General features: G+C 72.2%; 21 protein-coding genes, 4 tRNA genes and 2 pseudogenes. 15 read left to right on the top strand and 12 right to left on the bottom strand.

Features of this window, described 5'->3' with window-relative positions; genetic code table 11:
* The first annotated feature begins 16 nt into the window (after positions 1–16).
* The 4 genes from PT931_RS30305 to PT931_RS30290 are packed head-to-tail and all read left to right on the top strand — an operon-like array spanning position 17 to position 3,340.
* A complete protein-coding gene (locus PT931_RS30305) occupies positions 17–1,147 on the top strand; it encodes an ABC transporter ATP-binding protein (RefSeq protein ID WP_456249132.1) in 1,131 nt (376 codons plus the stop codon).
* Positions 1,144–1,773 (top strand): ABC transporter permease, encoded by a 630-nt coding sequence (locus tag PT931_RS30300; protein WP_456249131.1) that lies wholly within the window; start codon positions 1,144–1,146, stop codon positions 1,771–1,773. Before PT931_RS30305 ends, PT931_RS30300 begins: the two co-directional genes overlap by 4 nt.
* Positions 1,770–2,432: an ABC transporter permease gene (locus tag PT931_RS30295; RefSeq protein WP_456249130.1), complete on the top strand. Its 663-nt coding sequence runs from the start codon at positions 1,770–1,772 to the stop codon at positions 2,430–2,432. The genes PT931_RS30300 and PT931_RS30295 overlap by 4 nt, the downstream gene beginning before the upstream one ends.
* 11 nt (positions 2,433–2,443) lie before the next feature.
* Positions 2,444–3,340 carry an ABC transporter substrate-binding protein gene (locus tag PT931_RS30290; protein ID WP_456249129.1) on the top strand — a complete coding sequence of 299 codons (897 nt, stop codon included), beginning with the start codon at positions 2,444–2,446 and terminating at the stop codon, positions 3,338–3,340.
* 67 nt (positions 3,341–3,407) lie between these two features.
* Here the strand turns inward: PT931_RS30290 and PT931_RS30285 are convergent, their stop codons facing one another.
* Complete coding sequence (locus PT931_RS30285; RefSeq protein WP_456249128.1) at positions 3,408–4,847, bottom strand: GTP-binding protein; 1,440 nt, start codon at positions 4,845–4,847, stop codon at positions 3,408–3,410.
* A gap of 63 nt (positions 4,848–4,910) precedes the next feature.
* Positions 4,911–5,114 (bottom strand): hypothetical protein, encoded by a 204-nt coding sequence (locus PT931_RS30280; RefSeq protein ID WP_456249127.1) that lies wholly within the window; start codon positions 5,112–5,114, stop codon positions 4,911–4,913.
* Between the two features lie 276 nt (positions 5,115–5,390).
* Between PT931_RS30280 and PT931_RS30275 the strand changes: the two genes are divergently transcribed.
* Positions 5,391–6,287: an ATP-grasp domain-containing protein gene (locus PT931_RS30275; protein ID WP_456249126.1), complete on the top strand. Its 897-nt coding sequence runs from the start codon at positions 5,391–5,393 to the stop codon at positions 6,285–6,287.
* Positions 6,284–6,781 carry a hypothetical protein gene (locus PT931_RS30270; protein WP_456249125.1) on the top strand — a complete coding sequence of 166 codons (498 nt, stop codon included), beginning with the start codon at positions 6,284–6,286 and terminating at the stop codon, positions 6,779–6,781. Before PT931_RS30275 ends, PT931_RS30270 begins: the two co-directional genes overlap by 4 nt.
* Here PT931_RS30270 and PT931_RS30265 read toward each other — a convergent pair.
* The gene (locus PT931_RS30265) at positions 6,778–7,218 is read right to left on the bottom strand and encodes a hypothetical protein (RefSeq protein WP_456249124.1); all 441 of its coding nucleotides are present in this window, start codon (positions 7,216–7,218) and stop codon (positions 6,778–6,780) included. The genes PT931_RS30270 and PT931_RS30265 overlap by 4 nt on opposite strands.
* 87 nt (positions 7,219–7,305) lie before the next feature.
* Between PT931_RS30265 and PT931_RS30260 the strand changes: the two genes are divergently transcribed.
* Positions 7,306–10,308 carry a BTAD domain-containing putative transcriptional regulator gene (locus PT931_RS30260; RefSeq protein WP_456249123.1) on the top strand — a complete coding sequence of 1,001 codons (3,003 nt, stop codon included), beginning with the start codon at positions 7,306–7,308 and terminating at the stop codon, positions 10,306–10,308.
* Positions 10,309–10,344: 36 nt separating this feature from the next.
* Here PT931_RS30260 and PT931_RS30255 read toward each other — a convergent pair whose 3' ends face one another.
* A complete protein-coding gene (locus tag PT931_RS30255) occupies positions 10,345–11,250 on the bottom strand; it encodes a bile acid:sodium symporter family protein (protein WP_456249122.1) in 906 nt (301 codons plus the stop codon).
* 212 nt (positions 11,251–11,462) lie between these two features.
* Positions 11,463–11,654, bottom strand: coding sequence for a hypothetical protein (locus PT931_RS30250; RefSeq protein WP_456249121.1), 192 nt, complete (start codon positions 11,652–11,654; stop codon positions 11,463–11,465).
* 102 nt (positions 11,655–11,756) lie between these two features.
* Between PT931_RS30250 and PT931_RS30245 the strand changes: the two genes are divergently transcribed.
* Positions 11,757–12,227: a YdeI/OmpD-associated family protein gene (locus PT931_RS30245; RefSeq protein WP_456249120.1), complete on the top strand. Its 471-nt coding sequence runs from the start codon at positions 11,757–11,759 to the stop codon at positions 12,225–12,227.
* Positions 12,228–12,267: 40 nt separating this feature from the next.
* Here PT931_RS30245 and aroA read toward each other — a convergent pair whose 3' ends face one another.
* Entirely contained in the window at positions 12,268–13,674 is a 1,407-nt protein-coding gene (aroA, locus tag PT931_RS30240; RefSeq protein ID WP_456249119.1) for a 3-phosphoshikimate 1-carboxyvinyltransferase, read from the bottom strand.
* Complete coding sequence (locus tag PT931_RS30235; protein WP_456249118.1) at positions 13,667–14,791, bottom strand: 3-deoxy-7-phosphoheptulonate synthase; 1,125 nt, start codon at positions 14,789–14,791, stop codon at positions 13,667–13,669. Before PT931_RS30235 ends, aroA begins: the two co-directional genes overlap by 8 nt.
* 394 nt (positions 14,792–15,185) lie before the next feature.
* Between PT931_RS30235 and PT931_RS30230 the strand changes: the two genes are divergently transcribed.
* On the top strand, positions 15,186–16,283 hold the full coding sequence (locus PT931_RS30230; RefSeq protein ID WP_456249117.1) for an epoxide hydrolase family protein: 1,098 nt from the start codon (positions 15,186–15,188) through the stop codon (positions 16,281–16,283).
* Between the two features lie 94 nt (positions 16,284–16,377).
* Positions 16,378–16,728 (top strand): hypothetical protein, encoded by a 351-nt coding sequence (locus PT931_RS30225; protein ID WP_456249116.1) that lies wholly within the window; start codon positions 16,378–16,380, stop codon positions 16,726–16,728.
* Positions 16,729–16,842: 114 nt separating this feature from the next.
* On the opposite strand, the gene PT931_RS30220 is transcribed toward PT931_RS30225, so the two are convergent.
* The 3 genes from PT931_RS30220 to PT931_RS30210 form a co-directional block, all read right to left on the bottom strand.
* Positions 16,843–16,917 (bottom strand) — tRNA-Val (locus PT931_RS30220).
* Positions 16,918–16,927: 10 nt separating this feature from the next.
* Positions 16,928–16,998, bottom strand: a tRNA-Cys gene (locus tag PT931_RS30215).
* 17 nt (positions 16,999–17,015) lie between these two features.
* Positions 17,016–17,088 (bottom strand) — tRNA-Gly (locus tag PT931_RS30210).
* A gap of 269 nt (positions 17,089–17,357) precedes the next feature.
* Here PT931_RS30210 and PT931_RS30205 point away from each other — a divergent pair.
* Positions 17,358–18,047 (top strand): DUF6882 domain-containing protein, encoded by a 690-nt coding sequence (locus PT931_RS30205; protein WP_456249115.1) that lies wholly within the window; start codon positions 17,358–17,360, stop codon positions 18,045–18,047.
* Positions 18,048–18,184: 137 nt separating this feature from the next.
* On the opposite strand, the gene PT931_RS30200 is transcribed toward PT931_RS30205, so the two are convergent.
* The gene (locus PT931_RS30200) at positions 18,185–18,616 is read right to left on the bottom strand and encodes an SsgA family sporulation/cell division regulator (protein ID WP_363727413.1); all 432 of its coding nucleotides are present in this window, start codon (positions 18,614–18,616) and stop codon (positions 18,185–18,187) included.
* Positions 18,617–18,814: 198 nt separating this feature from the next.
* On the opposite strand from PT931_RS30200, the gene PT931_RS30195 reads away from it, so the two are divergent.
* Both PT931_RS30195 and PT931_RS30190 read left to right on the top strand, forming a co-directional pair.
* Complete coding sequence (locus PT931_RS30195; protein WP_456249114.1) at positions 18,815–19,207, top strand: TIGR02611 family protein; 393 nt, start codon at positions 18,815–18,817, stop codon at positions 19,205–19,207.
* A gap of 51 nt (positions 19,208–19,258) precedes the next feature.
* Positions 19,259–19,330, top strand: a tRNA-Val gene (locus PT931_RS30190).
* Positions 19,331–19,400: 70 nt separating this feature from the next.
* Here PT931_RS30190 and PT931_RS30185 read toward each other — a convergent pair.
* Positions 19,401–20,415: pseudogene (locus PT931_RS30185) on the bottom strand (site-specific integrase); the annotation flags it as partial.
* Here PT931_RS30185 and PT931_RS30180 point away from each other — a divergent pair.
* Together PT931_RS30180 and PT931_RS30175 are read left to right on the top strand one after the other, a co-directional pair.
* A pseudogene (locus PT931_RS30180) lies at positions 20,416–20,628 on the top strand (GntR family transcriptional regulator); the annotation flags it as partial. It lies immediately after the preceding pseudogene.
* Complete coding sequence (locus PT931_RS30175) at positions 20,625–21,329, top strand: HAD family hydrolase (protein WP_456249113.1); 705 nt, start codon at positions 20,625–20,627, stop codon at positions 21,327–21,329. The pseudogene PT931_RS30180 and the gene PT931_RS30175, both read left to right, overlap by 4 nt.
* The last annotated feature ends 7 nt before the right edge of the window (positions 21,330–21,336 follow it).

The following is a 21,336-nucleotide window of genomic DNA, read 5'->3' as shown; positions in this document are numbered from 1 at the left end:
ACACCCTCCGAATACGATGAATCGTCTTGTTCACGGTCCCGGGGGGCGGGTCTTGATCCGATTCGAGCAGGTCACGAAGCGTTTCCCCGACGGTACGGTCGCCGTGTCCAACCTCGACCTCGATATCGACACCGGCCGGATCACCGTGCTGGTCGGCGCGTCCGGCTGTGGCAAGACCACCACCCTGCGCATGATCAACCGGATGATCGAGCCGACCGGCGGCCGGATCCTGATCGACGGCAAGGACGTGCAGGACTCGGACCCGCCGACCCTGCGCCGCCAGATCGGGTATGTGATCCAGCAGGCCGGCCTGTTCCCGCACCGCACGGTGGCCCGCAACATCGCGACGGTCCCGCTGCTGCTGGGCTGGTCGCGGAAGAAGGCGAAGGCCCGGGCGCTGGAGCTGTTGGAGCTGGTCGGGCTGCCGGCCGGGCACGCCGACCGGTATCCGCACCAGCTTTCCGGCGGGCAGCAGCAGCGGGTCGGGGTGGCCCGGGCGCTGGCCGCCGACCCGCCGGTGCTGCTGATGGACGAGCCGTTCAGCGCCGTGGACCCGGTGGTGCGCGCGGCCCTGCAGGACGAGCTGCTGGCCCTGCAGACGCACCTGCGCAAGACGATCGTGTTCGTCACGCACGACATCGACGAGGCGATCCGGCTGGGCGACAAGGTGGGGGTGTTCCGGCCGGGCGGCGGCCTCGTGCAGTACGACACGCCGGAGCGCCTGCTCGCCGCTCCCAAGGACGCGTACGTGGACGACTTCCTCGGCACCGACCGGGGCCTGCGCCGGCTGTCCACGGTGTCCGCGGCCGGGTTGACCCCCTCCGACGGCCCGGCTGTGACGGAACACACCCCGGTGGACCGGGCCCGGCAGCTCGCCGCCCAACACGACTCGGCGTGGCTGCTCGTCTGCGACCCGCACACCCACCCGCTCGGCTGGGCGAGGGCGGCGGACCTGCCGGAGACCGGTGACGTGTCGGGGGCGGCGGTGACGCCGGTCGGCCGGGTGTTCCGGCTGGACGGGGACTCGATGCGCGGCGCCCTGGACAGCGCCGTCATGTCCCCGGCGGGCCTCGCGGTCGCCGTGGACGCCGACGGCCGGCTGGTGGGGACGGTCCCGCTGGCGACGATCCACGCGAGTACCCCGTGAACTGGCCCTGGGTCGGCGACCACCTCGGCTACTTCCGCGACCTGCTCCTCGAGCACCTCTCGATGGCCGTCCCTCCCGTGCTCTACGGCCTGCTGATCGCGCTGCCGCTGGGCGTGGCGTGCGCCCGCTGGCCCCGGTTGTACGGGGTGGTCCTCGCCGCCACCAGCGCGCTGTACGCGCTGCCGTCCCTGGCGCTGTTCATCTTCATGCTCGACTTCACCGGCCTCAACATCGCCACGGTGATCGCCCCCCTGACCGTGTACACGCTGTCGGTGCTGGTCCGCAACGTGGTTGACGGCCTGCGCGGCGTGCCCGAGTCGGTGCGCCAGTCGGCGGTGGCGATGGGCTTCGGCGCGGTGCGCCGGCTGCTCCAGATCGAGCTGCCGATCGCGCTCCCGGTCGTGTTCGCCGGCCTGCGGGTGGCGACGGTGTCCAACATCAGCCTGGTGTCGGTGGGCGCGCTGATCGGGTTCGGCGGGCTGGGCAAGCTGTTCACCGACGGCCTGCAACGCGACTTCCTCACCCCGATCGTCGTCGGCATCGTGCTGACCGTCGTGCTGGCGCTGGTCGCGGACTCGCTGCTGGTCCTGACCCAGCGGTTGCTGACCCCGTGGAGCCGTCGATGAGGATCTTCAGTGTCGCCTGGCACTGGTTCCAGCAGCCCGAGCAGTGGACCGGCTCGGACGGCATCCCGAACCGGCTCCTCGAACACCTCTACTACACGTCGCTGTCCCTGCTGATCGCCGCCGCCGTGGCCATCCCCCTCGGCCTGCTGATCGGGCACACCCAACGGGGCGCCTTCCTCGTGGTGAACCTGTCGAACGCGGCCCGCGCGCTGCCCACCGCCGGGGTCCTGGCGCTCGTCGTGACGATGAGCGGGATCGGCCTGTTCCCGGTGCTGGTTGCCCTGGTGGCGCTGGCGATCCCGTCGATCCTGGTGAACACGTACGCGGGGGTGCGCCAGGTGCCCCGCGAGACCGTCGACGCGGCCCGGGGCATGGGCATGCGCGGCGGCCAGGTGTTGTGGCAGGTGGAGACGCCGCTGGCGATGCCCCTGATCGTGACCGGCCTGCGCACCGCGGCCATCCAGATCGTGTCCACGGCCACCGTCGCCGCCTACGTGGGGCTCGGCGGGCTCGGCCGCTTCATCTTCGACGGTCTCGCGCGCCGCGACTTCCCCGCCCTGGTCGGCGGCGCCGTGATCGTCGTGGGGCTCGCCCTCGGTACCGAGGCGGCCTTCGTCGGGATGAGAAGTCTCATCGCGAAAAGAACACTAGGAGAGTAATGGTCCGCAACATGCGCGGCGCCGTCCTGACGCTGCTCGCACTCTTCGCGCTCGCCGCCTGCGGCGGGAACACCGAGAATCCGGTCGACAGCGGCAAGCCGGCTGACAACGGCACCGTGATCGTCGGCTCGGCGAACTTCACGGAGAACGTCCTGCTCGCAGAGATCTACGCGGCCGCGCTGGAGGCCAAGGGCGTCAAGGTCGAGCGCAAGCTCAACATCGGCAGCCGCGAGGTCATCTACAAGCAGCTCGAGTCCGGTGGGCTGTCGGTGCTGCCGGAGTATAACGGGGCGCTGCTGTCCTACCTCGACAAGACCAACGCGGCGGCCACCACCGCCGAGGTGAACACGGCGCTGAAGGCCAAGCTCCCGGCGGCCGTCGAGCTCCTCGACTCGGCCAAGGCCGAGGACAAGGACTCGGTGACGGTCACGAAGGAGACGGCCACCAAGTACAACCTGAAGTCGATCGCGGACCTGGGCCCGGTGGCCAAGGACCTCGTGATCGGCGGCCCGCCGGAGTTCAAGACCCGCCGGCAGGGCATCGTCGGCCTCAAGGAGGTCTACGGCCTGGAGTTCAAGGACTTCCGGTCGCTCGACGTCGCCGGCCCGATCACCGTCTCCGCCCTGAAGAAGGGCGACATCCAGGCGGCGAACCTGTTCAGCACCGACCCGGCGCTCGAGGTCAACGACTTCGTCGCGCTGGACGACCCGAAGGCGCTGTTCGGCGCGCAGAACGTCACGCCGATCGTGAACAAGGCCGTGGGCGAGAAGGCCCGCACCACCCTGAACGCGATCGCGCCGAAGCTCGACACCACGACCCTCACCCAGCTGATGCGCAAGGTGTCGGTCGACAAGCAGGACCCGGACAAGGTCGCCAAGGAGTGGCTGAAGTCCGTCGGCCTGGCGTAGGTCCCGACGCGGAGGGCCCCTCTCCGGAGGGGCCCTCCGCCATGTCCGGCCGCGGGGTTCGAACCCCTCAGGACTCGTCGGGTACCGCGTACTCGAAGCACTCCGCGAACGGGTCCACGAGTACCCGCCAGCCGTCCTCCCCCTCGGAGAGTTCCGCGTCGGTGAGCAGGCACGACGCGAGCGTGCGGTGCAGGGCGGCGACGTCGAGCCCGAGGCCGACGAAGGCGAGTTCGGTGCGCCGGTCGCCGTAGTACGGGTTCCAGTCGGCGGCGGCGAGCGCTCGGCGCTGCGGGCTGACCCGGGACCACCGGTCGTCGGGCAGCGCGTCGAGCCACGGGCCGTGCGCGCCGATCGACAGCCCGCCGCCCGCCGACTCCCAGACCAGGGCCAGGTCGGGCCGGGTGGCGATCCAGCAGTGCCCCCGGGTCCGCAGCGCCTGGTCGGTCACCGGCCCGAGCGCGTCGTTGAGCCGGTCGGGATGGAACGGCCGCCGGGTACGAAACACGGTGCCCGTCACCCCGTGTTCGGTGTAGTCGGCCCCGACCGGCAGTCCCTCCAGCCCGCGTGCGGCGGTGCCCGGGGCGGACCGGTCGTGCCGGCCGGTCCCGAGCAGGCCCGCTCCTGTGGGTTCCTGGAGGAGGCGGGCCCACGGGGCGAGCCCGCGCAGGACGGCGGCGGCGGTGAGGACCAGGTCGTCGGGGGCGTCCGGGGCGGCGCAGAGGACGACGGTGTCCGCGTACTCGACCTGGCGGGAGATCACCTCCGCGAGGGTGCGGTGGTCGCCCGGGCCGGCGGCGAGGCCGTGGTCGGCGAGGTCGTCGGTGGTGCCGAGGTCGGCGAGCAGCAGCTCGGGGTCGACGGCGGTGATGACGGAGCGGACGGTGACGGCGGGAGGCTCGGGCGCGCCCGGGTCGGAGCCGGCCGTCGGAGCCGCGGGCCCGGAGTCGGGGCGCGGCGGTGCGGTGCCGGAGGGCGGCTCGGACGCGATCGCGTGCAGCACGGGCCCGGCGCGGTCCGGTGACGTGGCCGCGGCCCCGTCGGCCGGTGGCGTGCCGGGTGCCTGCGGGGTACCGGGCGCGGACCGCGTCCCCGCCGGGGGCGGTATCGCGGGCGCGGCCGGCGGCACGGGCATGGCCGACGGCGCGGGGCGCCAGCGGGCGATGGCCTCGGCGACCGGTTCCGGTTCGACGGCCTCCGGGAGGGCGAGGAGCAGCGGCCGGCCCGGGTACGCGCCCGCGAGTCGGACCAGCGCGGCCGGGGTGGCGTCCCGCACGGTGCACGCGGAGCACCCGTACCGCAGCGGCACGGACTCGACCTCCACGATCCCGGCGGCGTCGTACACGATCCGGCGCACGACGCCCGCCTCGACATCCGTGAGGTCGTGGGCGACGACGAGCAGCGTCGGGTCCGCGTCGGTGAGCAGCGCGGACACGGCGACGGTGGCACGGGAGCGCAGGCCGGCCAGCAGCGTGACCGGGGCGCGATGGCTGTCGGTTTCAGGCGTCACCCGGCCCACGCTATATGGAAACGATTTTCATTTCAACTAGTACGCCGAACCGGGCGGCGCGCCTCACATCGGCCGGTGCGGGAACAGCGTCGCCGCCCGGGTCTCCGCGTCCACCCGGACGTCCTCCGCGCTCACCTCGGCCCCGTACCCGTCGTCCATCCCGTCGATCGCGTCGTCGCCGGGGTGGCGCAGGCGCGCGTCGTCCTCGGCGGGTATCGAACCGTCGACCAGCGGCTCGTTCTTGTCACCCTGCTGACGGTGTGACATGACCTGCCCCTTCCCTGGAACCGGACGGATGGCCGGCTCCCCCGCCGCCTACCCGGAAAGCCCGTTCCCGAACCACCCGTCCGCCGCCCCTGCGCAGGCTCGGGGGAGGACGACGGCGACCGGCACCGCCGGGGCTCGGGCACCGCCCCTGCACAGGCGCCGGACGACGAGGTCGAGGCCCCGGCGGGTGACGCGACGTCCGCCCGGCCAACCCGCACTGAGCACCGCCCGAAAACTACCCCGCCGAGCCGTGTCGCCCTGTCTAGGCTGGGTCGCATGCCCGCCGCCCTGCTGTACTGCGCCGACCCCCTCCACCCGCGCCGCGTCGACCCGCACTTCGCCGCCGAGGCGGACACCGTCCGCGCACTGGGCGGCACCGTCGCGCTCATCGACCATGACGCGCTGCTCGCGGGCGACCCCGGGGCGGCGACCCGCCGGGTACCCCGCGACCTGGGCCCCGCCTGGTACCGGGGCTGGATGGTCCCCACCCGGCACTACCCGGCGTGGGAGACCGCGCTCGCGGCCCGGGGCACGGTTCTGCTCACCGGCGCGGACCGCTATCGGTCGGCCCATGAACTCCCCGGCTGGTTCGACGCGTTCGCCGCGGTCACGCCCGCCAGCGCCTGGCGGCCCCTCGCCCCGGGCGCGGCGGTCACCGTCGAGGACGTCGCGGCGCTCGCGGCCCGGCTGCCCGCCGGTCCCGGCCTGGTCAAGGACTACGTGAAGTCCCGCAAGCACGAGTGGGCGACGGCCTGCCACATCCCCGACCTCGCGGACACGGCCGCGGCGCACCGGGTGGTGGCGCGGTTCGTGGAGCTCCAGGAGGCGGACCTGGCGGGCGGCATCGTGCTGCGCGCGTTCGAGGACCTGCGCGGCCCCAAAGACCACGGTCCCGGCGGGCGGGCGGCGGAGGCCCGGGTGTGGTGGCTCGACGGCGGGCCCGTCCTGTGCGGGCCGCATCCCGACACCCCGGACCAAGCGGTCAGCCCCGACCTGGGCGCGATCGCCCCGCTGGTCGCGGGGTTCGGGGCCCGGTTCGTCACGACCGACCTGGCCCAGCGGGCCGACGGCGGGTGGCGGCTGATCGAGGTGGGCGACGGTCAGGTCAGTGACCTGCCGGCGGGAGTGGACCCGGCCCGCCTGGTGGCGCCGCTGCTCCAGGCCCCGACGTGACCGGCTGGGAGGCGTGGCGGCAGGACGACAACGGGAACCGGTACCGGATCGGGGCGTTCGACGACCGGGTCGCCGCGCTCGCCCGGACCCTGGAGCTGGAGTCCGGCACGCCGCACAAGCAGCTCTACTGGGTGTTCGGCCCGCCCGGGCCCACCGTCCGCGACCGGGCGGCCGCGCGGGACCGGGGCGTGGCGGCGGCGCGGGTGGCGGGGTGCGCGGTGTCGCGGTACCGGTCAGCGTTGGTTGTTGTCGGGGAGACCGTGACCGGCCTTCCCGAGCTCGACCTGGACACGGTCGCGGCGGTGTTCGTCGCGGCGGCGCGGGTCGCCGCCAGCGCGCGCGAGGGCGGGGCCGCGGCCCGGATCGCCGCCGGGGAAGGCGACAGCGACGCGGCGGAATGGCTGGCTGGGGCGACCGCCGGCTGGTCAGGGGCCGAACCGGTGAGCCGGGGCGAGTTCGCCCGGCTCACCGGTTCGGATCAGCGCCGGCTCTAGAGGACGTACGCCGTCGTCCAGTGCTCCGCGACGATGTACTGCTTCTGCTGCTCCGACCAGTAGTGGATCTTTCCCCAGGTGAACCGGTTCGACGGCAGCGTCGGGTACACCGCGAAGGCCGTGCAGAACCGCGACGCGCCCACCGGGATCCACGCGTTGATGAAGCAGGAGTTGAACGCGCCCAGGTCGTTGGACACCTCCAGCCGCTGGACGAACTGGGGGTCCTTCGCGGACTTGTTCGTGACCCACACCGTGCTGTCCAGGGTGTCCTGGCCACCCGTGGCGCACACCTTCAGGCTCAGGTTCGTGTTGGAGGGCAGAGCCCAGTAGGTGCAGTTGTTCAGGGAGGTGGCCTGGGCGGGGGCGGCGGGCAGGACGGTCGCGGTGAGGCCGGCGGCGGCGAGGGCGAGGCCGGCGAAGACCTTGGAGATTCTCATGGGTACGAGCCTCCTCGGCGACCTCACAGTGGACTCACGGTCCGGTCACAGTGGGCTGTCGGGCCCCGGACATGGTGCAATGCGGGCATGAACGCATTCGGGACCGCGCCCACCGCGCCGGTGACAGTGCTCGTGGCCGCCGCCGGATACGGGAAGTCGACCCTGGTCGCCCGCTGGGGCCGCACACTGCCCGTCCGGCCGGTCGCGGTCGGGGACCTGGCGGACCTCGCGGACGACCGGGTGCTGTACGTGCTGGAGGACGCGCCGGCCGGGCTCCGGCTGCCCGAACCGGTGCTCGCCCGGGCGGAGCTGTGGACGGCCGCGCGCCTGGTCCTGACGGGCCGGCACCGGATCGCCGTGCCGGCCCGGTGGCGCGGGCGGGGCGTGGTCGGCGAGATCGGCCCCGCGCACCTCGCCCTGAACGGACCCCGGGCCGAGCGGCTGCTCCGCGAACGGCACGGGGTCGCCCCCGACGACCTGGTCGGGTACACCGGGGGCTGGCCGGCGCTGCTGCACCTGGCGGGGACGGCGCGCGCCACCGGGGACGACCCACGGCGGGCGGTGACCGAGTACCTCGTGGCGGAGGTGCTGGCGGCGCTGCCGGGTACGGTCCGGCGGCTGCTGCGGACCGCCGCGTACCTGCCGACCCTCGACGGGATGCCCGCCGGCTTCGTGGAGCAGCTCACCGCGCTCGGCCTGGTCCGGGGCGAGGAGCTCGTGCCCGCCGTCGCCGGGGCCGTGCGCGCGTGGCGGCCCCTGGCCGGCCCGGTGCTGCGGGAGACCCTGGTGGCCGCCGCGGCCGGCTACGAGGCCGCCGGGGACCACCGGGCGGCCGTGCGCTGCCTGCTCGACGCGGGTGCGGCCGGCGACGCGGGCCGGCTGCTCGCGGCCCACGGCGAAGGACTGATAGCAGCGGGGTACGCGGACCTGGTCGTCGAGGCACTCCGCGCGCTGCCCGCGACCGGGAACGGGCCGGCCGCGCCGGGGGACGGGCTGGACACTCCCGGGGACGCGGCGGAGGCGCGTTCCGCCCCGGGCGGCGGGTCCGGCGTACCCGACGGCGGGTTGTCGCTCCTGCTCGGGGAGGCGCTGCAGGTCACCGGGGACAGCGACGCCGCCTCGGCCGTCTACCGGACGCTCGCCGGCTCCGCGGAGACGCTGCCGGCCCGGCTGGCCTGGCGGGCCGGGGTCGTCGAGTACCTGCGGGGCAAGCCGCGCGCGGCCCTCGACTACTTCGAACGCGGCACCCCGGGACCGGACTCCGACGGCGCCGTCCTGCTGGGCTGGACCGCCGCGGCCCGCTGGATGCTCGGCGACCCGGCCGGCTGCGGGCGGCTCGCCGACGAGGCCATGGCCACCGCGACGGCCCTCGGCGACGACGCCGCGCTGGCCGCCGCGCACATCGCCCAGGCGCTGCACTGCACGCTCACCGGGGACCGGACGGCCCGGCAGCGGCACTACGACCGGGCGCTGCGGCACGCCGAGGCGGCCGGCGACGTGGTGCAGGTGACCCGGGTCCGGGCCAACATCGCGGGCTCGCTGCACCAGGAGGGCCGGTACGCCGACGCGCTGGCCGAGGTGCGCCCGGCCGTCCGGCTCGCCGAGCGGACCGGGTACGCGGCGATGCTGGCCCTCGCGCTGTGCAACCGGGGCGAGATCCTGGTGCGCCTCGGCTACCTGGACGAGGCGGACGGCGACTACACCCGCGCGGCGGCCCTGTACCAGCGGATGGGCTCCCGCAAGGTCGCCTACGCGTTGACGGGTACCGCGAACCTGCACCGGCTCCGGGGCCGCACGGCGGTGGCCCGGGCCGCGTACGAGGAGGCCGCCCGGATCGCCGGCGCCGACGCGGACCTCCAGGGGCTGCTCCCGGCCCTCGTGGGGCTGGCCCGCACGGCGGCGGCGGACGACCCGGCGGGGGCCTCGGCGGCGGCCCGGCGCGCGCTGGAGGAGGCGGGCGCGGGGCCCGGGGCGGCGATGGCGTACCTGGCGGTCGGCGAGGTGGCCCTGGCCGCCGGGGACCGGACGGCGGCGGCCGAGGCGGCCCGGACCGCCGCCGAGCACGCCCGCCGGCACAGCGACATCGCCGCGCTGGCCGAGGCGCTCGAACTGGCCGGCGACGCGGGCGCCACCCCGGCCGCCGCGCGCCGGTCCTACGGCGAGGCGCAGCGCACCTGGCGCGACGCCGGAGCCAGCATGGACACCGACCGGGTCACCGCCGTCCTGGGCCAGCTCCCCGGCGTGGACGCCACGGCCCGCACCGAGGGCCGGGTCGCCGCGGGCCGGCTGGCCGCCCTCGGGGTGTCGGCGGCCCGCTGGTCGGGCGGGCGCGGCGACGACCCGGTGGCGGTGCGGACCCTCGGCTACTTCGAGGTCCTGGTCGACGGCGAACCCGTACCCGTCTCCGGTTGGCAGTCCCGCAAGGCCCGGGACCTGCTCCGGCTGCTCGTGGCCCGCCGGGGCCGCGCGGTCCCCCGCGACGAGCTCGCCGAACTCCTCTGGCCCGGCGCGGACGACGGGGACAGGCGGGCCCACCGGCTCACCGTGGCCCTGTCCATCCTGCGCACCGTCCTGGACCCGCGCAAACGGGTCGGCCCCGACTGGTACGTGCGGGGCGACTCCGGCGGCGTCGCGCTCGACCTGTCGCACCTCGACATCGACGTGGAGGGCTTCGTGGACACCGCCGAGCACGGCCTGCGCCTGACCACCCGCGACCCCGCCGACCCGGCCGGTCTGGAACTGCTGGCCAACGCCGAGCGGTCCTACCCCGGGGACTTCCTCGCCGACGAGCCCTACGACGACTGGTCGGCCCCGCTGCGCGACTACGCCCGCTCCCTGTTCATCCAGGTCGAACGGGCACTGGCCGGGGCGGCGCGGACCAGCGGGGACACCGACGGCGCGGTCCGGGCCCTGCTGCGCCTCCTGGAGGCCGATCCGTACGACTCCGCCGCCCACGAGCTGCACATCGGACTGCTGACCGGCGTGGGGCGCTACGGCGAGGCGGGCCGGGCGTTCAGCCGGTACGCGACGGCGATGACGGCGCTCGGCCTGCCCGCCGACGGGGTACTGGCCCCGCCGGTGGCGCGCTGACGGCGGGGCCAGTACCCCTCTGATGGTCTTCGGGGGTCAGGCCCGGTTGGCGGCGACCGTCCGCCCGGCGGGCTCTGACGCCGCCCGCACCCTGCGGGAGACGAGGAGACCGAACACGGCGGCGGTGAAGAACATGACGAAGCCGTAGGTCACCGACGGGATCGCCATCTTCGGGTTGTTCAGCAGCGCCGGGCTCATCGCGATGGCGATGGTCAGCGAGGCGTTGTGCAGCCCGATCTCGAACGCCGACGCGATCGACTCCCGCTCGCCGATCCGCAGCAGGCGCGGGCCGAAGTACCCGATCAGCATGCTGAACAGGTTGAACGCCACCACCACGACGATGATCTCGGGCAGCATGTCGATGATCTCCTTGCCGAGGCCGCTGATCACGCTGCCGATCAGCAGGAGCAGCACCACCACCGACAGGATCTTGACCGGCCGCTCCATCCGGGTGGCGAACCCGGTGAACCGCGCACGGATCGCCATCCCGATCGCGATCGGGATCAGCACGACGGCGAACACCTGGATCACCTTGTCGAACTGGAGCCCGAGCGAGCTGTCCGAGCCCAGGAAACCGGCCACCGCCAGGTTGACGATCACCGGCAGCGTGAACAGCGCCAGCACCGAGTTCACCGCGGTCAACGAGATGTTGAGCGCCAGGTCGCCCTTGAACAGGTGGCTGTACAGACTGGCCGTGCTACCGCCCGGCGAGGCCGCGAGCAGCATCATGCCGATCGCCAGCTCGGGGCGCAGGTTGAAGACGACCACCAGCCCCAGGCAGATCGCGGGCAGGATCAGCATCTGGGACACGAGGCAGACGACCATCGCCTTGGGGTACCGCACGACGCGGCGGAAGTCCTCGAGGGTCAGGGTCAGGCCCAGTCCGAGCATGATGATGGCGACCGCTATCGGGAAAAGTACAACTAATGCACCGTTACTCATGGCCACTCGTTCCGTCGAGTCGATAGAAGTTCATGGATTGTCACATCGGTGAACTCCCAGTTCTTCTCGGGAATTGCTCAGTCGCCGGGCCGGCCATGGTCCCGCACGCTCCCCGCGTCAGGCCGGACTCCCCCTGGGGAATCCGGCCTGCGGCACGCCTCTTCGGCGCCTCTCTCCCGACGGATCACCTCACGCCGGGCGGTGCGGGGACCTCACTCCGGGCGGTGCGGGTACAGCGTCGCCGCCCGGGCCTCCGCGTCCAGCCGCGCGTCCTCGGCGCTCACCTCGGCGCCGCCACTCTGCTCCTCGTCGGCACGGCGCAGGCGCGCGTCGTCCTCGGCGGGTACCGAACCGTCGGCCAACGGCGTGTTCTCGTCACCCTGCTGGCGGTGTGCCCCGGTCATGATCTTCCCCTTCCCGCACGCCGACCCCGACGACCGGCTCTCCCCCGCGTACCCGGAAAGACCCGCTCCGAATCCCCACGCCGGTGATGGGAGGATGCGGGAATGCGGGCGCAGCGGTTCACCGGGGTCCTGTCGGGCCGGGGGCCCGGCGGTGGCTTCGTCGCCGTCCCCTTCGATCCGGATGCCGTGTGGGGCGCCAAACCCCGCCATCCGGTGACCGGCACCGTCAACGGGTACGGGTTTCGCGGCGTGATCGCCACCGATGCCGAAGGCGTCCGCGGGTTCCCCGTCGGAGCGGCGTGGCTGCGCGACCGCGCGGTCGGCGTCGGGGATGAGGTCGACGTCGAGCTGACACCCGAAGGGCCGCAGCGGACCGACCTCGACGCCGATGTCGCCGCCGCACTGGTCGCCTGCCCGCGTGCCGGTGCCTTCTTCGACGGGCTGGCCCAGTTCTACCGCAAGGCCTATCTGCGCTGGATCGACGGCACCCGGCGGCGCCCCGAGGAGCGGGCACGGCGGATCGCCGACATGGTCTCGCTGTTGGAGAACGGGCACAAACAGCGTCCCCACTAGCGTCTGCACACCGGGTCAGTCGGCGCTGGGCCGCCGGTCCTCAGCGCCACAGCCCCCCGAACACCTCGTGGAACTCCGGGAACGTCTTGCGCACGGCTCCCGGCTCGTCGAGCGTCAGGTCCGGCGTGCGCAGACCGGTGACCGCGAAGCTCATCGCGATCCGGTGGTCACCGTGGCAGTCGATCTCGGCCCCGACGGGTACGCCCGGCCAGATCCCGATCCAGTCCCGCCCGGTCTCCACCCGCACCCCCAGCCGGCGCAGGTTCACGGCGCACGCCTCGATCCGGTCGCACTCCTTGACCCGGGTGTTGTACACGTCCGTGATCCGCACCGGCCCCTCGGCGAACGGCGCGATCGCCGCCAGGGTGGGCATCGTGTCGGAGATGTCACGCATGTTGGCCGTGACCCCGGACAGCCGGCCCGTGCCGGTGACGGTCGTGGCGCCGGCGGCGATCCGCACGCTGGCGCCCATCCGCTCCAGGATCTCCACGAACCGCAGATCACCCTGCAGCGCGCCGGAGCCCAGCCCCGGAACGGTGACCTGGCGGCCGGTGAGCGCGGCGGCGGCGAAGAAGTAGCTGGCGGTCGAGGCGTCGGGTTCGATGGCGTAGTCGGTGGCCCGGTAGCCCCCGGCGGGCACGAGGTAGGCGTCGCCGTCGCGGACGACCTCCACGCCGAAGGACCGCATCATCGCGATCGTGATCTCGACGTACGGCGCGGACACCAGGTCGGTCACCTCCACCCGCAGTCCCTCCGCCATCAGCGGCCCGGCCAGCAGCAACGCGCTGAGGAACTGCGAGGACACGCTCGCGTCGAGGCGGACGGTCCCGCCCCGGACGCCCCGACCGACGACGGTGAGCGGGTGGTGCCCGTCGCGCTCCCCGTGCCGCAGCTCGACCCCGAGGTCGCGCATCGCCGTGGTCAGGGGGCCGAGCGGCCGGCGGCGCATCTGCGGGGAGGCGTCGAACCGGTACGTGCCGTGGCCGGTCGCGGCCAGCATCGGCAGGAAGCGGGCGACGGTGGCGCCGTCGCGGCAGTAGACGTCGGCGTCGGTGGCGGACGGGCCCGACGGGCGGCCGGTGACCCGCCAGGCGTCGTGGGTGCGGTCGACGTCGTAGCCCAGGTGGCGCAGGCCGTCGACGAACGCGTCGGTGTCGTCGGAGCGGAGGGCGCCGCGCAGGGTGGTGGTGCCGTCGGCGGCGGCGGCGAGGAACAGCGCGCGGTTGGTCACCGACTTCGAACCGGGCACGACGACAACGGCACCGCCCGGCGCCCCACTCCCGCCGCCGGACCCGTCAGACATCCGGCTACCACCGCCGGAGGAGCCGTCGGGCATCCGGCTACGGCCGGAGGCGCCCTCGGGCCGCTGGCTCCCGCTGCCGGGGTGGTCGGGGATCCGGGCTACAGGCATGCCGCCGAGGTGGTCCGGGATCCTGGGTTCAGGCATGACGGGCCTCCGGGACCGCGCGCCCCGCGCCGACCGGCCGGGCCCCGCGCCGACGCCGGGCCGCCAGCGCGAGCCTGTCCAGGGTCGCGACCGTGGACTCCCAGCCCAGGCACGCGTCCGTGACCGACTGGCCGTACGTCAACGGCCTGCCGGGCAGCAGGTCCTGGCGACCGGCCACGAGGAAGGACTCCACCATCAGTCCGACGATGCCGCGCTGCCCGGACTCGACCTGCTGGGCCACCTCCTCGACGACCCCGGCCTGGCGGTGGTGGTCCTTGCCGCTGTTGGCGTGGCTGACGTCGACGACGACCCGTTCCGGCAGCCCCGCGGCGCGCAGTTGTCGCAGGGCGTCCCCGACGGCCACCGGTCCGAAGTTCGGCCCGCTGTGGCTGCCGCCGCGGAGTACCAGATGACAGTCGGTGTTGCCCTTGGTGTGGGTGACCGCCGGCCTGCCGGTGGCGTCGGTGCCGGCGTAGACGTGCGGTGCGCCCGCGGCGAGGACGGCCTCCACCGCCGTGGTCACGCTGCCGTCCGGGCGGTTCTTCATCCCGATCGGCATGGGCAGGCCCGAGGCGAGCTGCCGGTGGGTCTGGCTCTCCACCGTCCGGGCCCCGATCGCGCCCCAGGACACGGTGTCGGCGGTGTACCGGGCCAGGACCGGATCGAGGAACTCGCAGGCCACCGGCAGCCCCAGGTCGAGCACCCGCAGGAGGAGCGCGCGGGCCGTGCGCAGGCCGAGGTCGATGTCCCCGGACCCGTCGAGGCCCGGATCGTTGATCAGGCCCTTCCAGCCCACGACGGTCCGCGGCTTTTCGAAGTACACCCGCATCAGCACGAGGAGGTCGTCGCCGAGCGTGGCGGCCAGTCCCGCGAGCCGGCCCGCGTAGTCCACGGCGGCCAGGGGGTCGTGCACCGAACACGGCCCGACCACCACGAGCAGCCGGTCGTCGCGGCCGTCGAGCACGGCGGCCACCGACGCCCTGGCGTCAGCGACCGCTTGGCGTCGGGCCTCGTCGAGCGGTAGTTCGCGGTGCAGCAGCTCCGGTGGTGCCAGGGGCGTCATCCGGTCGACGCGCGGGTCGTTCATGCCCGTGTTGAGTGTGGTGGCCGTGGCCATGGTGGTACCTCCGCCGGCGGAACGGGGCCGGCGTCCCCGCGACCGAGCCGGCATGCTCTGCGCATACAAAAAGGCAGGGACATCGTGTCCCTGCCTCTGCCGGCTCGCGTGATGGTGACGTCAGGTCATGACCGAGTCGCCGAGCCCGCAGGCCGGCCAACCAAACCATCGACTCTCACGACGCATCACGGGCCGACGCTAACACGCCCCGGTCGGCGGACGCCAGGGACCCGTCGGCTCCTCCCACGGAGTGGACGGGGCGGCCGAGGGGCCCCGGTCGAGAGCCTTCTCGACCCCGATGAGGGCGAGTTGGCGGGGGCGGCCGTGCGGGAAATGTGGGGCCACACCGCTGTGGGGCTCCCGTTTCCGTCCCGGACCGGCGATCATGATGATCATGCAGCCCTTCCGGATCGATGTGCCCGAGCCCGTGCTCGCCGACCTGCGGGAGCGCCTGGCGCGTACCCGGTTCACCGTGGCCTCGGACCGCACACCGTGGAACGCCGGGACCGACCCGACGGATCTGCGCGCGTTGGTGGAGCACTGGGCGGACGGCTTCGACTGGCGGCGGGTCGAGGCCGGCCTGAACGGCTACCCGCAGTACGTCGCCGACGTCGACGGGCAGCAGGTGCACCTCGTCCACGTGCGGTCGACCCGGCCCGGCGCGTTGCCCCTGGTGCTGACGCACGGGTGGCCGAGCTGCTTCGTGGAGATGCTGGCCGTCGCCGACCGGCTGGCCGCCGACTTCGACGTCATCATCCCCTCACTGCCCGGATTCGGGTACTCCGAGGCGCCGGACCGGCCCTTCACCGGGCGGCAGGTCGCCGGAACCTGGCACCACCTGATGACCACGACCCTCGGGTACCGCCGCTACGGCGCGTTCGGCGGGGACATCGGCGGCAGCGTCACCCAGTGGCTCGGCGCCCTGTACCCGGAGAGTGTGGTCGGGGTGCACATGACCTCCGGCAGCCTCACCGCCGGCATCGACCCGGCGGCGCTCGACCCGGCCGAGCGGGCCTACCTGGACGCCGAACGGGCCTACGACGCCCAGGACGGCGGGTACTCCGAGATCATACGCACCCGCCCGGACACCATCGCCGCCGCGCTGACGGACTCACCGGCCGGACTCCTGGCCTGGATCGCCGACAAGTACCGCGACTGGAGCGACTGCGCCGGCGACCTCGCGACCCGGTGGAGCCCCGACGACCTCCTGACCGTGGCCACCCTGTACTGGGTCACCGGCAGCATCGGCTCCTCGTTCCGCCCGTACTACGACCACCCGCACGCCGACCCCCGACCACCGGTCACGGTGCCGACCGCGATCACCCTGAGCCACGAACCCCTGATGGCGGGCTTCCCCCGGAGCCTGGCCGAACGCGCCTTCCCGAACCTGCGGCACTTCGCGCGTCCCGACAGCGGCGGACACTTCATGTCCCATGAGGAACCCGACTACCTGGCGGCTCAGCTCCGGGCCTTCTTCGAACCGCTGATCTGAACCACCGCGACCGCGGGCCCCGGAGCCAGCTGCGCCCGTGTACGCCCGCAGCGTCCTTTCCCTCCTGCGACCAGACGCCGCCCGGGCCCGGTGTGTGGAGATCTACCGCACCGATCCGGTCAATGGCCGGCGGGCCACGGCGGTCGAACTGCTACGCGTTCTCGCCACCGGCGATGACATGCCACTGGTCACCGAATTCCTCACCGACCCCGATCCAGGCGTCCAACTATGGGGTATCGGCGTACTCGACCAACTCCTGTTCTGGGAACGCGTCGAGCCTGACGACGCCGAGCCGTACCTGCACGCCGCAGAACGCCACGCCAACCCCAAGGTTCGGGAGCGGTGCGCCTTCATCCGGGGAGTGCTCCAGTCGCGTCAATCTCAAAACGGTGATCACTCCACCGACCAGCCCGCGGCCGGATCAGCCGACGCGGACTCAGGGTGAGGAGGAATGCGCGAAAGTACGCCTGGAACCGCCGATTCCTGCGGGCCGACACGGGCGGACGAACTTGAGGCCAGTTTCCGATTCCCGGAAACTGGCCTCAGACGTGCGTCGTGCTGGTGGGCGTAACAGGGATTGAACCTGTGACCCCTTCCGTGTCAGGGAAGTGCTCTCCCGCTGAGCTATACGCCCTTGCTAACAGAGGTGGAGACGGGATTTGAACCCGTGTACACGGCTTTGCAGGCCGTTGCCTCGCCTCTCGGCCACTCCACCGAGTGATACCTCTGTCGAGCGGATGACGAGATTCGAACTCGCGACCCTCACCTTGGCAAGGTGATGCGCTACCAGCTGCGCTACATCCGCACTTTGTTGCTTTTGTTGTTTCTGTCCGCTTGTCCGCCTTGCGGCGTTCCTCGCTGACTGGAGAAACTTTAGCCGAGGGACCTCGGACCCGCAAACCGGGGGTACCCATCGTGTCCGCGCCCCCTCCCGCCGAGCGGCCACGCCCACCGCGCCGTCCGGCCACCTCCGCCTCGCCGGATCAGCCGGAACCGCGCCGACGCGCCGGCCGCCCGGGGCCCGCCGCGTCGACCCCACCGTGTCGGATGCCGAAGTACACCGTTAAGCCCATCATGGAACTTTTCAGCCCCGAGCTCGAACGGTTGGCCGCGGCCCGCTCCGCGATCATGATGGAGCAGTTGGAGACCCTGAACGCGTACCTGCCCGGGGGCGACTGGACCGTCGACCTGGAGACGTGCACGTTCACGATGGGGGCCGCCGAGCTGCGGTGCAGCCTCCTGGCCAGCTACGCGACCCACAACGGCACCTTCCTGTGGTCCTGGGGCAACCCGGGCTACGGACTGGACCACGTCGCCACCCAGGCGGTGCTGCGACTCACCGACATCGGTCGGATCTGGGAGATCCCGGAGATCATGCAGAACACCCTGGACCTCAGCCGGCGCAAGGACCCGGTGATGTCCGCCGAGCGCCTGGTGATGGCGGCCACGGCGCTGCTGGAGTGCCGCGGCTATCTGGGGCTGCCGTACGAGGGCGGCAAGTTCTTCGTGGTGTTCGACGACGCCCGGATCCCGATGGGCCGGTTCGACCCGATCAGCGCCGCGCGCCGCCTGGTGTCCGCCGTCGGGGTGTTCCCGGGCGACCACCGGCTGACCGTGACCCGGTACCTGGAGCACCACGGGATCCCGTACACCGACACGTACAACGGGTTGCGGGTGGACCTGGGCGACGGGAGCAGCGCGAAGGTGGACTTCAGCCCCGAGGGCAAGTTCCTGATGTGGCAGTCGAGCGTCACCGCGTCCTAGAGAGCACGGGCAACACCAGGCGACGGGTACCCACGGGGCCGCCCGACGGCGTGAGTCCACGCTCCCCCGATGTGTCCCACCCAGAGCGCGCGAAAGGGGCCCCTCCAGACTCGGAGGGGCCCCCATTCGGCTGTTACTCAGCGTGCCGACAGCAACCGGACGACGGCGGCGTCCACATCCAGATGGTCGCTCTCCTTACCCCTCGGCACCACCACGTACGTCCGGCGCAGGAACCGGACGAGCACGCTGCGCGGTACCTCGAAAAGGGCGTTCCCGTCCGGGGACGACAGCGCCAGGGCGACGAACTCGCCCCTCGGTGTCGACCACGGCCAGACGCGCACATCTCCGATGCCCGCCGGCTCGTCCAACCCCTTGACCAACAGGTCGCGGGCGAAGGACCAGCTCACAGGCTCACCGCCCACCGTCTCCGCGTGGAACAGGACATGGACCGCGTACGGATCGAGCGGGTCGTAGCGCAAACTCGCGCGGACCGGCAGCGCGGTCGCGTCAGGCGCGACCAGCCGCAGAGACGTCTCGACCTCCACGGTCGCGGGACGTAGTACCCCCATCGACCTCACCCCCAGGCAACGGCGACGAGACGCCCCGCGCGTCCCGCATTCTCACACTCGGGTGATACCCCCCGTCACGCCCCGTCATACGCTGGTCTCGACCCGTAGTGGAGTCCGGTTCTGAAAGTAGCGCCTCCGGAGCCCCAGCGGGGCCTCAAAGACCAAAACTTATGAGGTACGTTCCGGGGTGTGACAGGCGTGAAAGATCAGACAAGCGAACGACACTGGCTCGACCGGATCCGGGAGAAGCCGGGCGGCAGACTGGCCGTCAAGATCACGGTCACGGTCCTCGGCGTCGCGGTGATCATCCTGGGCGCTTTCCTCATCCCGCTCCCCGGCCCCGGCTGGCTCATCGTCCTCGCGGGCCTGGCCATCCTGGCACTGGAATTCCACTGGGCGCGCCGCCTCCTGGCCTTCGCCCGCCACCAGCTCGACCGCTGGACGGGCTGGATCAAACGCCAGAGTCTCCTGGTACGCGCCGTGATCGGCGTCCTCGGCCTCGTCTTCGTGGCCGCGGTCGTCTGGGCGTCGGTGAAGTACAGCCTCGGGGTGGATCTGTGGCAGGAGGCGCGGGATCTGACGGGGTGGTGACCCCGGATTCGCCGGGCGGGGTGGGCGTCGGGTAATGTAACCACTCGTTGCGGGCGTATAGCTCAGTGGGAGAGCACTTCGTTCACACCGAAGGGGTCGCAGGTTCAAACCCTGCTACGCCCACCGCAGCTCAGAGGCCCTTTCCGGGAACGGAAAGGGCCTCTCTGCATGCGCTGAGTACCTAATTGAGTGTCTACGCCTCCGAATCTGCGGGCGTCGGGTCAAAGATCTCGTCCATCGCGACCGCCCCGTTGAGCAGCACCGGCCGGAGCTGATGGCGGTAGACCTTCTCTGTGACGGTCGTCCCGGCGTGGCCGCACAGCTCCGCGATGTCCTCGATCCGTACCCCGGAGCTGGACAGCAGGGACACGAAGCTGTGCCGCAGTTCGCGCGGCGTCCACTCCCCCTTGTCCAGCCCAGCCAGCTTGGTCACGCGGCGGAAGGCGCGGCGCACGTTCGCGGCGTCGAGGGGCGTGCCTAGCTTCGTCGCGAACACGAATCGGCCCTCCTTCCAGTTCTTGCCGGCGTCGGCCCGGTCCTGGGCCTGCCGCTCCGCGTGCGACCGGAGCGCAGCGACGCAGCGCAGGGGCAGGGCCAGGGTGCGCCGTGACTTCTTGGTCTTGGTGTCTCCCCCGGCGCGCACCGAGTGCCACACCTGGAGAGATGCCGGTAGCGGCGGGTCAGCCGTGGGCTGGCCGTCGAGGTCGACGTGATCCCATGTGAGGGCGCGCAGCTCCTCGGTACGTGCTCCGGTGAGCAGTGAGCTGCCCCTTGGGGATGCTGCACAGCCCGACAACGTTGCGCTTGACCTGGTCCCGGGCCATCGCTCGGTTGACCGACCGGTTGAGACAGGAGTAGAGATCCCCGAGCGTGCGGGTACTCAGCGTCTTGGCCTTGTCCGTGAGCCACCGGTCAACGTCGGTGGCGCTGAGGTCCCGGAGCTTGCGCGCACCGAGCGCCGGGATCACGTGCCCCTCACACAGGTAGGTGCACTTTTCGACGGTGCTCTGAGCCCGACCGTTGAGGCCAAAGTTGAGCCAGTCCGTGACGGCGTCGGCGACGGTCAGGTTGTGCGAGGCGATCGCGAGTCCGTCTTCGTAGTCGCGGAGGATCTCTTTGAGCTTGTCGCGCGCCTCGGTCTTGGTCTTGCCGCTCCCCCGGCGCATGATGCGCTTCCCTGCCGGGGTGTACCCGACCGTCACGGAGGCGAAGCCTGGTTCGGGTTCTACCCAGTCATTGAGCGCACCGTGTCGATCAAGGGTGAGCCGACCGCGATCTATGACCTACTGGGCAAGGACGTCCCGCTGTTCCACTACACGGTCAGCGACGACAGCGCCTCGCACGGCACCCAGTTCGTCGAGGGCGCGGCGCAGTGGTTTGACTCGGTATGGGACACGATCACCCGCGAGTACGAGGCATGACCGACGCGCCCGCACTCGCCGCACTACTGGCCGGACACGGCCCGCTGCTCCTCGACTTCGACGGACCAGTGTGCAGCATCTTCGCCGGGTACTCCGCGCCCAATGTGGCCGAGGCTCTGAGGCAGGTGCTGCGGTCTGAGCGCCTCGACCTGGCGGAGATCGAAGATGAATCGGACCCGCTGGAGGTATTGCGGTGGACCGACCGTCAGGGGCTGCCAAAGCTCACCCGCGCAGTTGAGGACGCGCTGTGCGCCGCGGAACTGGTGGCCGCGCGGTCGGCGGAGCCTACTCCGTACGGACGTGAGGTTATCGTTGCGGCCCGCCAGGCTGGTCGACCGGTCGCGGTTGTCAGCAACAACTCGGAGGCAGCGGTGTCTGCTTACCTCACGGCCCACAGGCTTGCGAGGCACTTCGCCACGGTTGTCGGACGCGCCTACGCAGATCCCAGCAGAATGAAACCGAACCCGGAGCCATTGCTTCGCGCGGTAGCCGCTCTGCGTGCCGACCCGGCAACGTGCACGTTGATCGGCGACACGGTAACCGATGTCGCGGCGGGCATCTCGGCCGGCCTACCAGTAGTCGGGTACGCAAACATGTCCCGCAAGGTGGCCGAGCTTCGCCGTGCCGGAGCTGCTTCGGTAGTAACTACGATGCGAGATGTTGCGACCGCACTTCTTGCGGAGGCCGAAGTCAATAAATAGCGTGCCG

It is taken from the genome of Longispora urticae (genome assembly GCF_053902585.1).
This window is presented reverse-complemented; position numbering and strand designations above follow the sequence as displayed.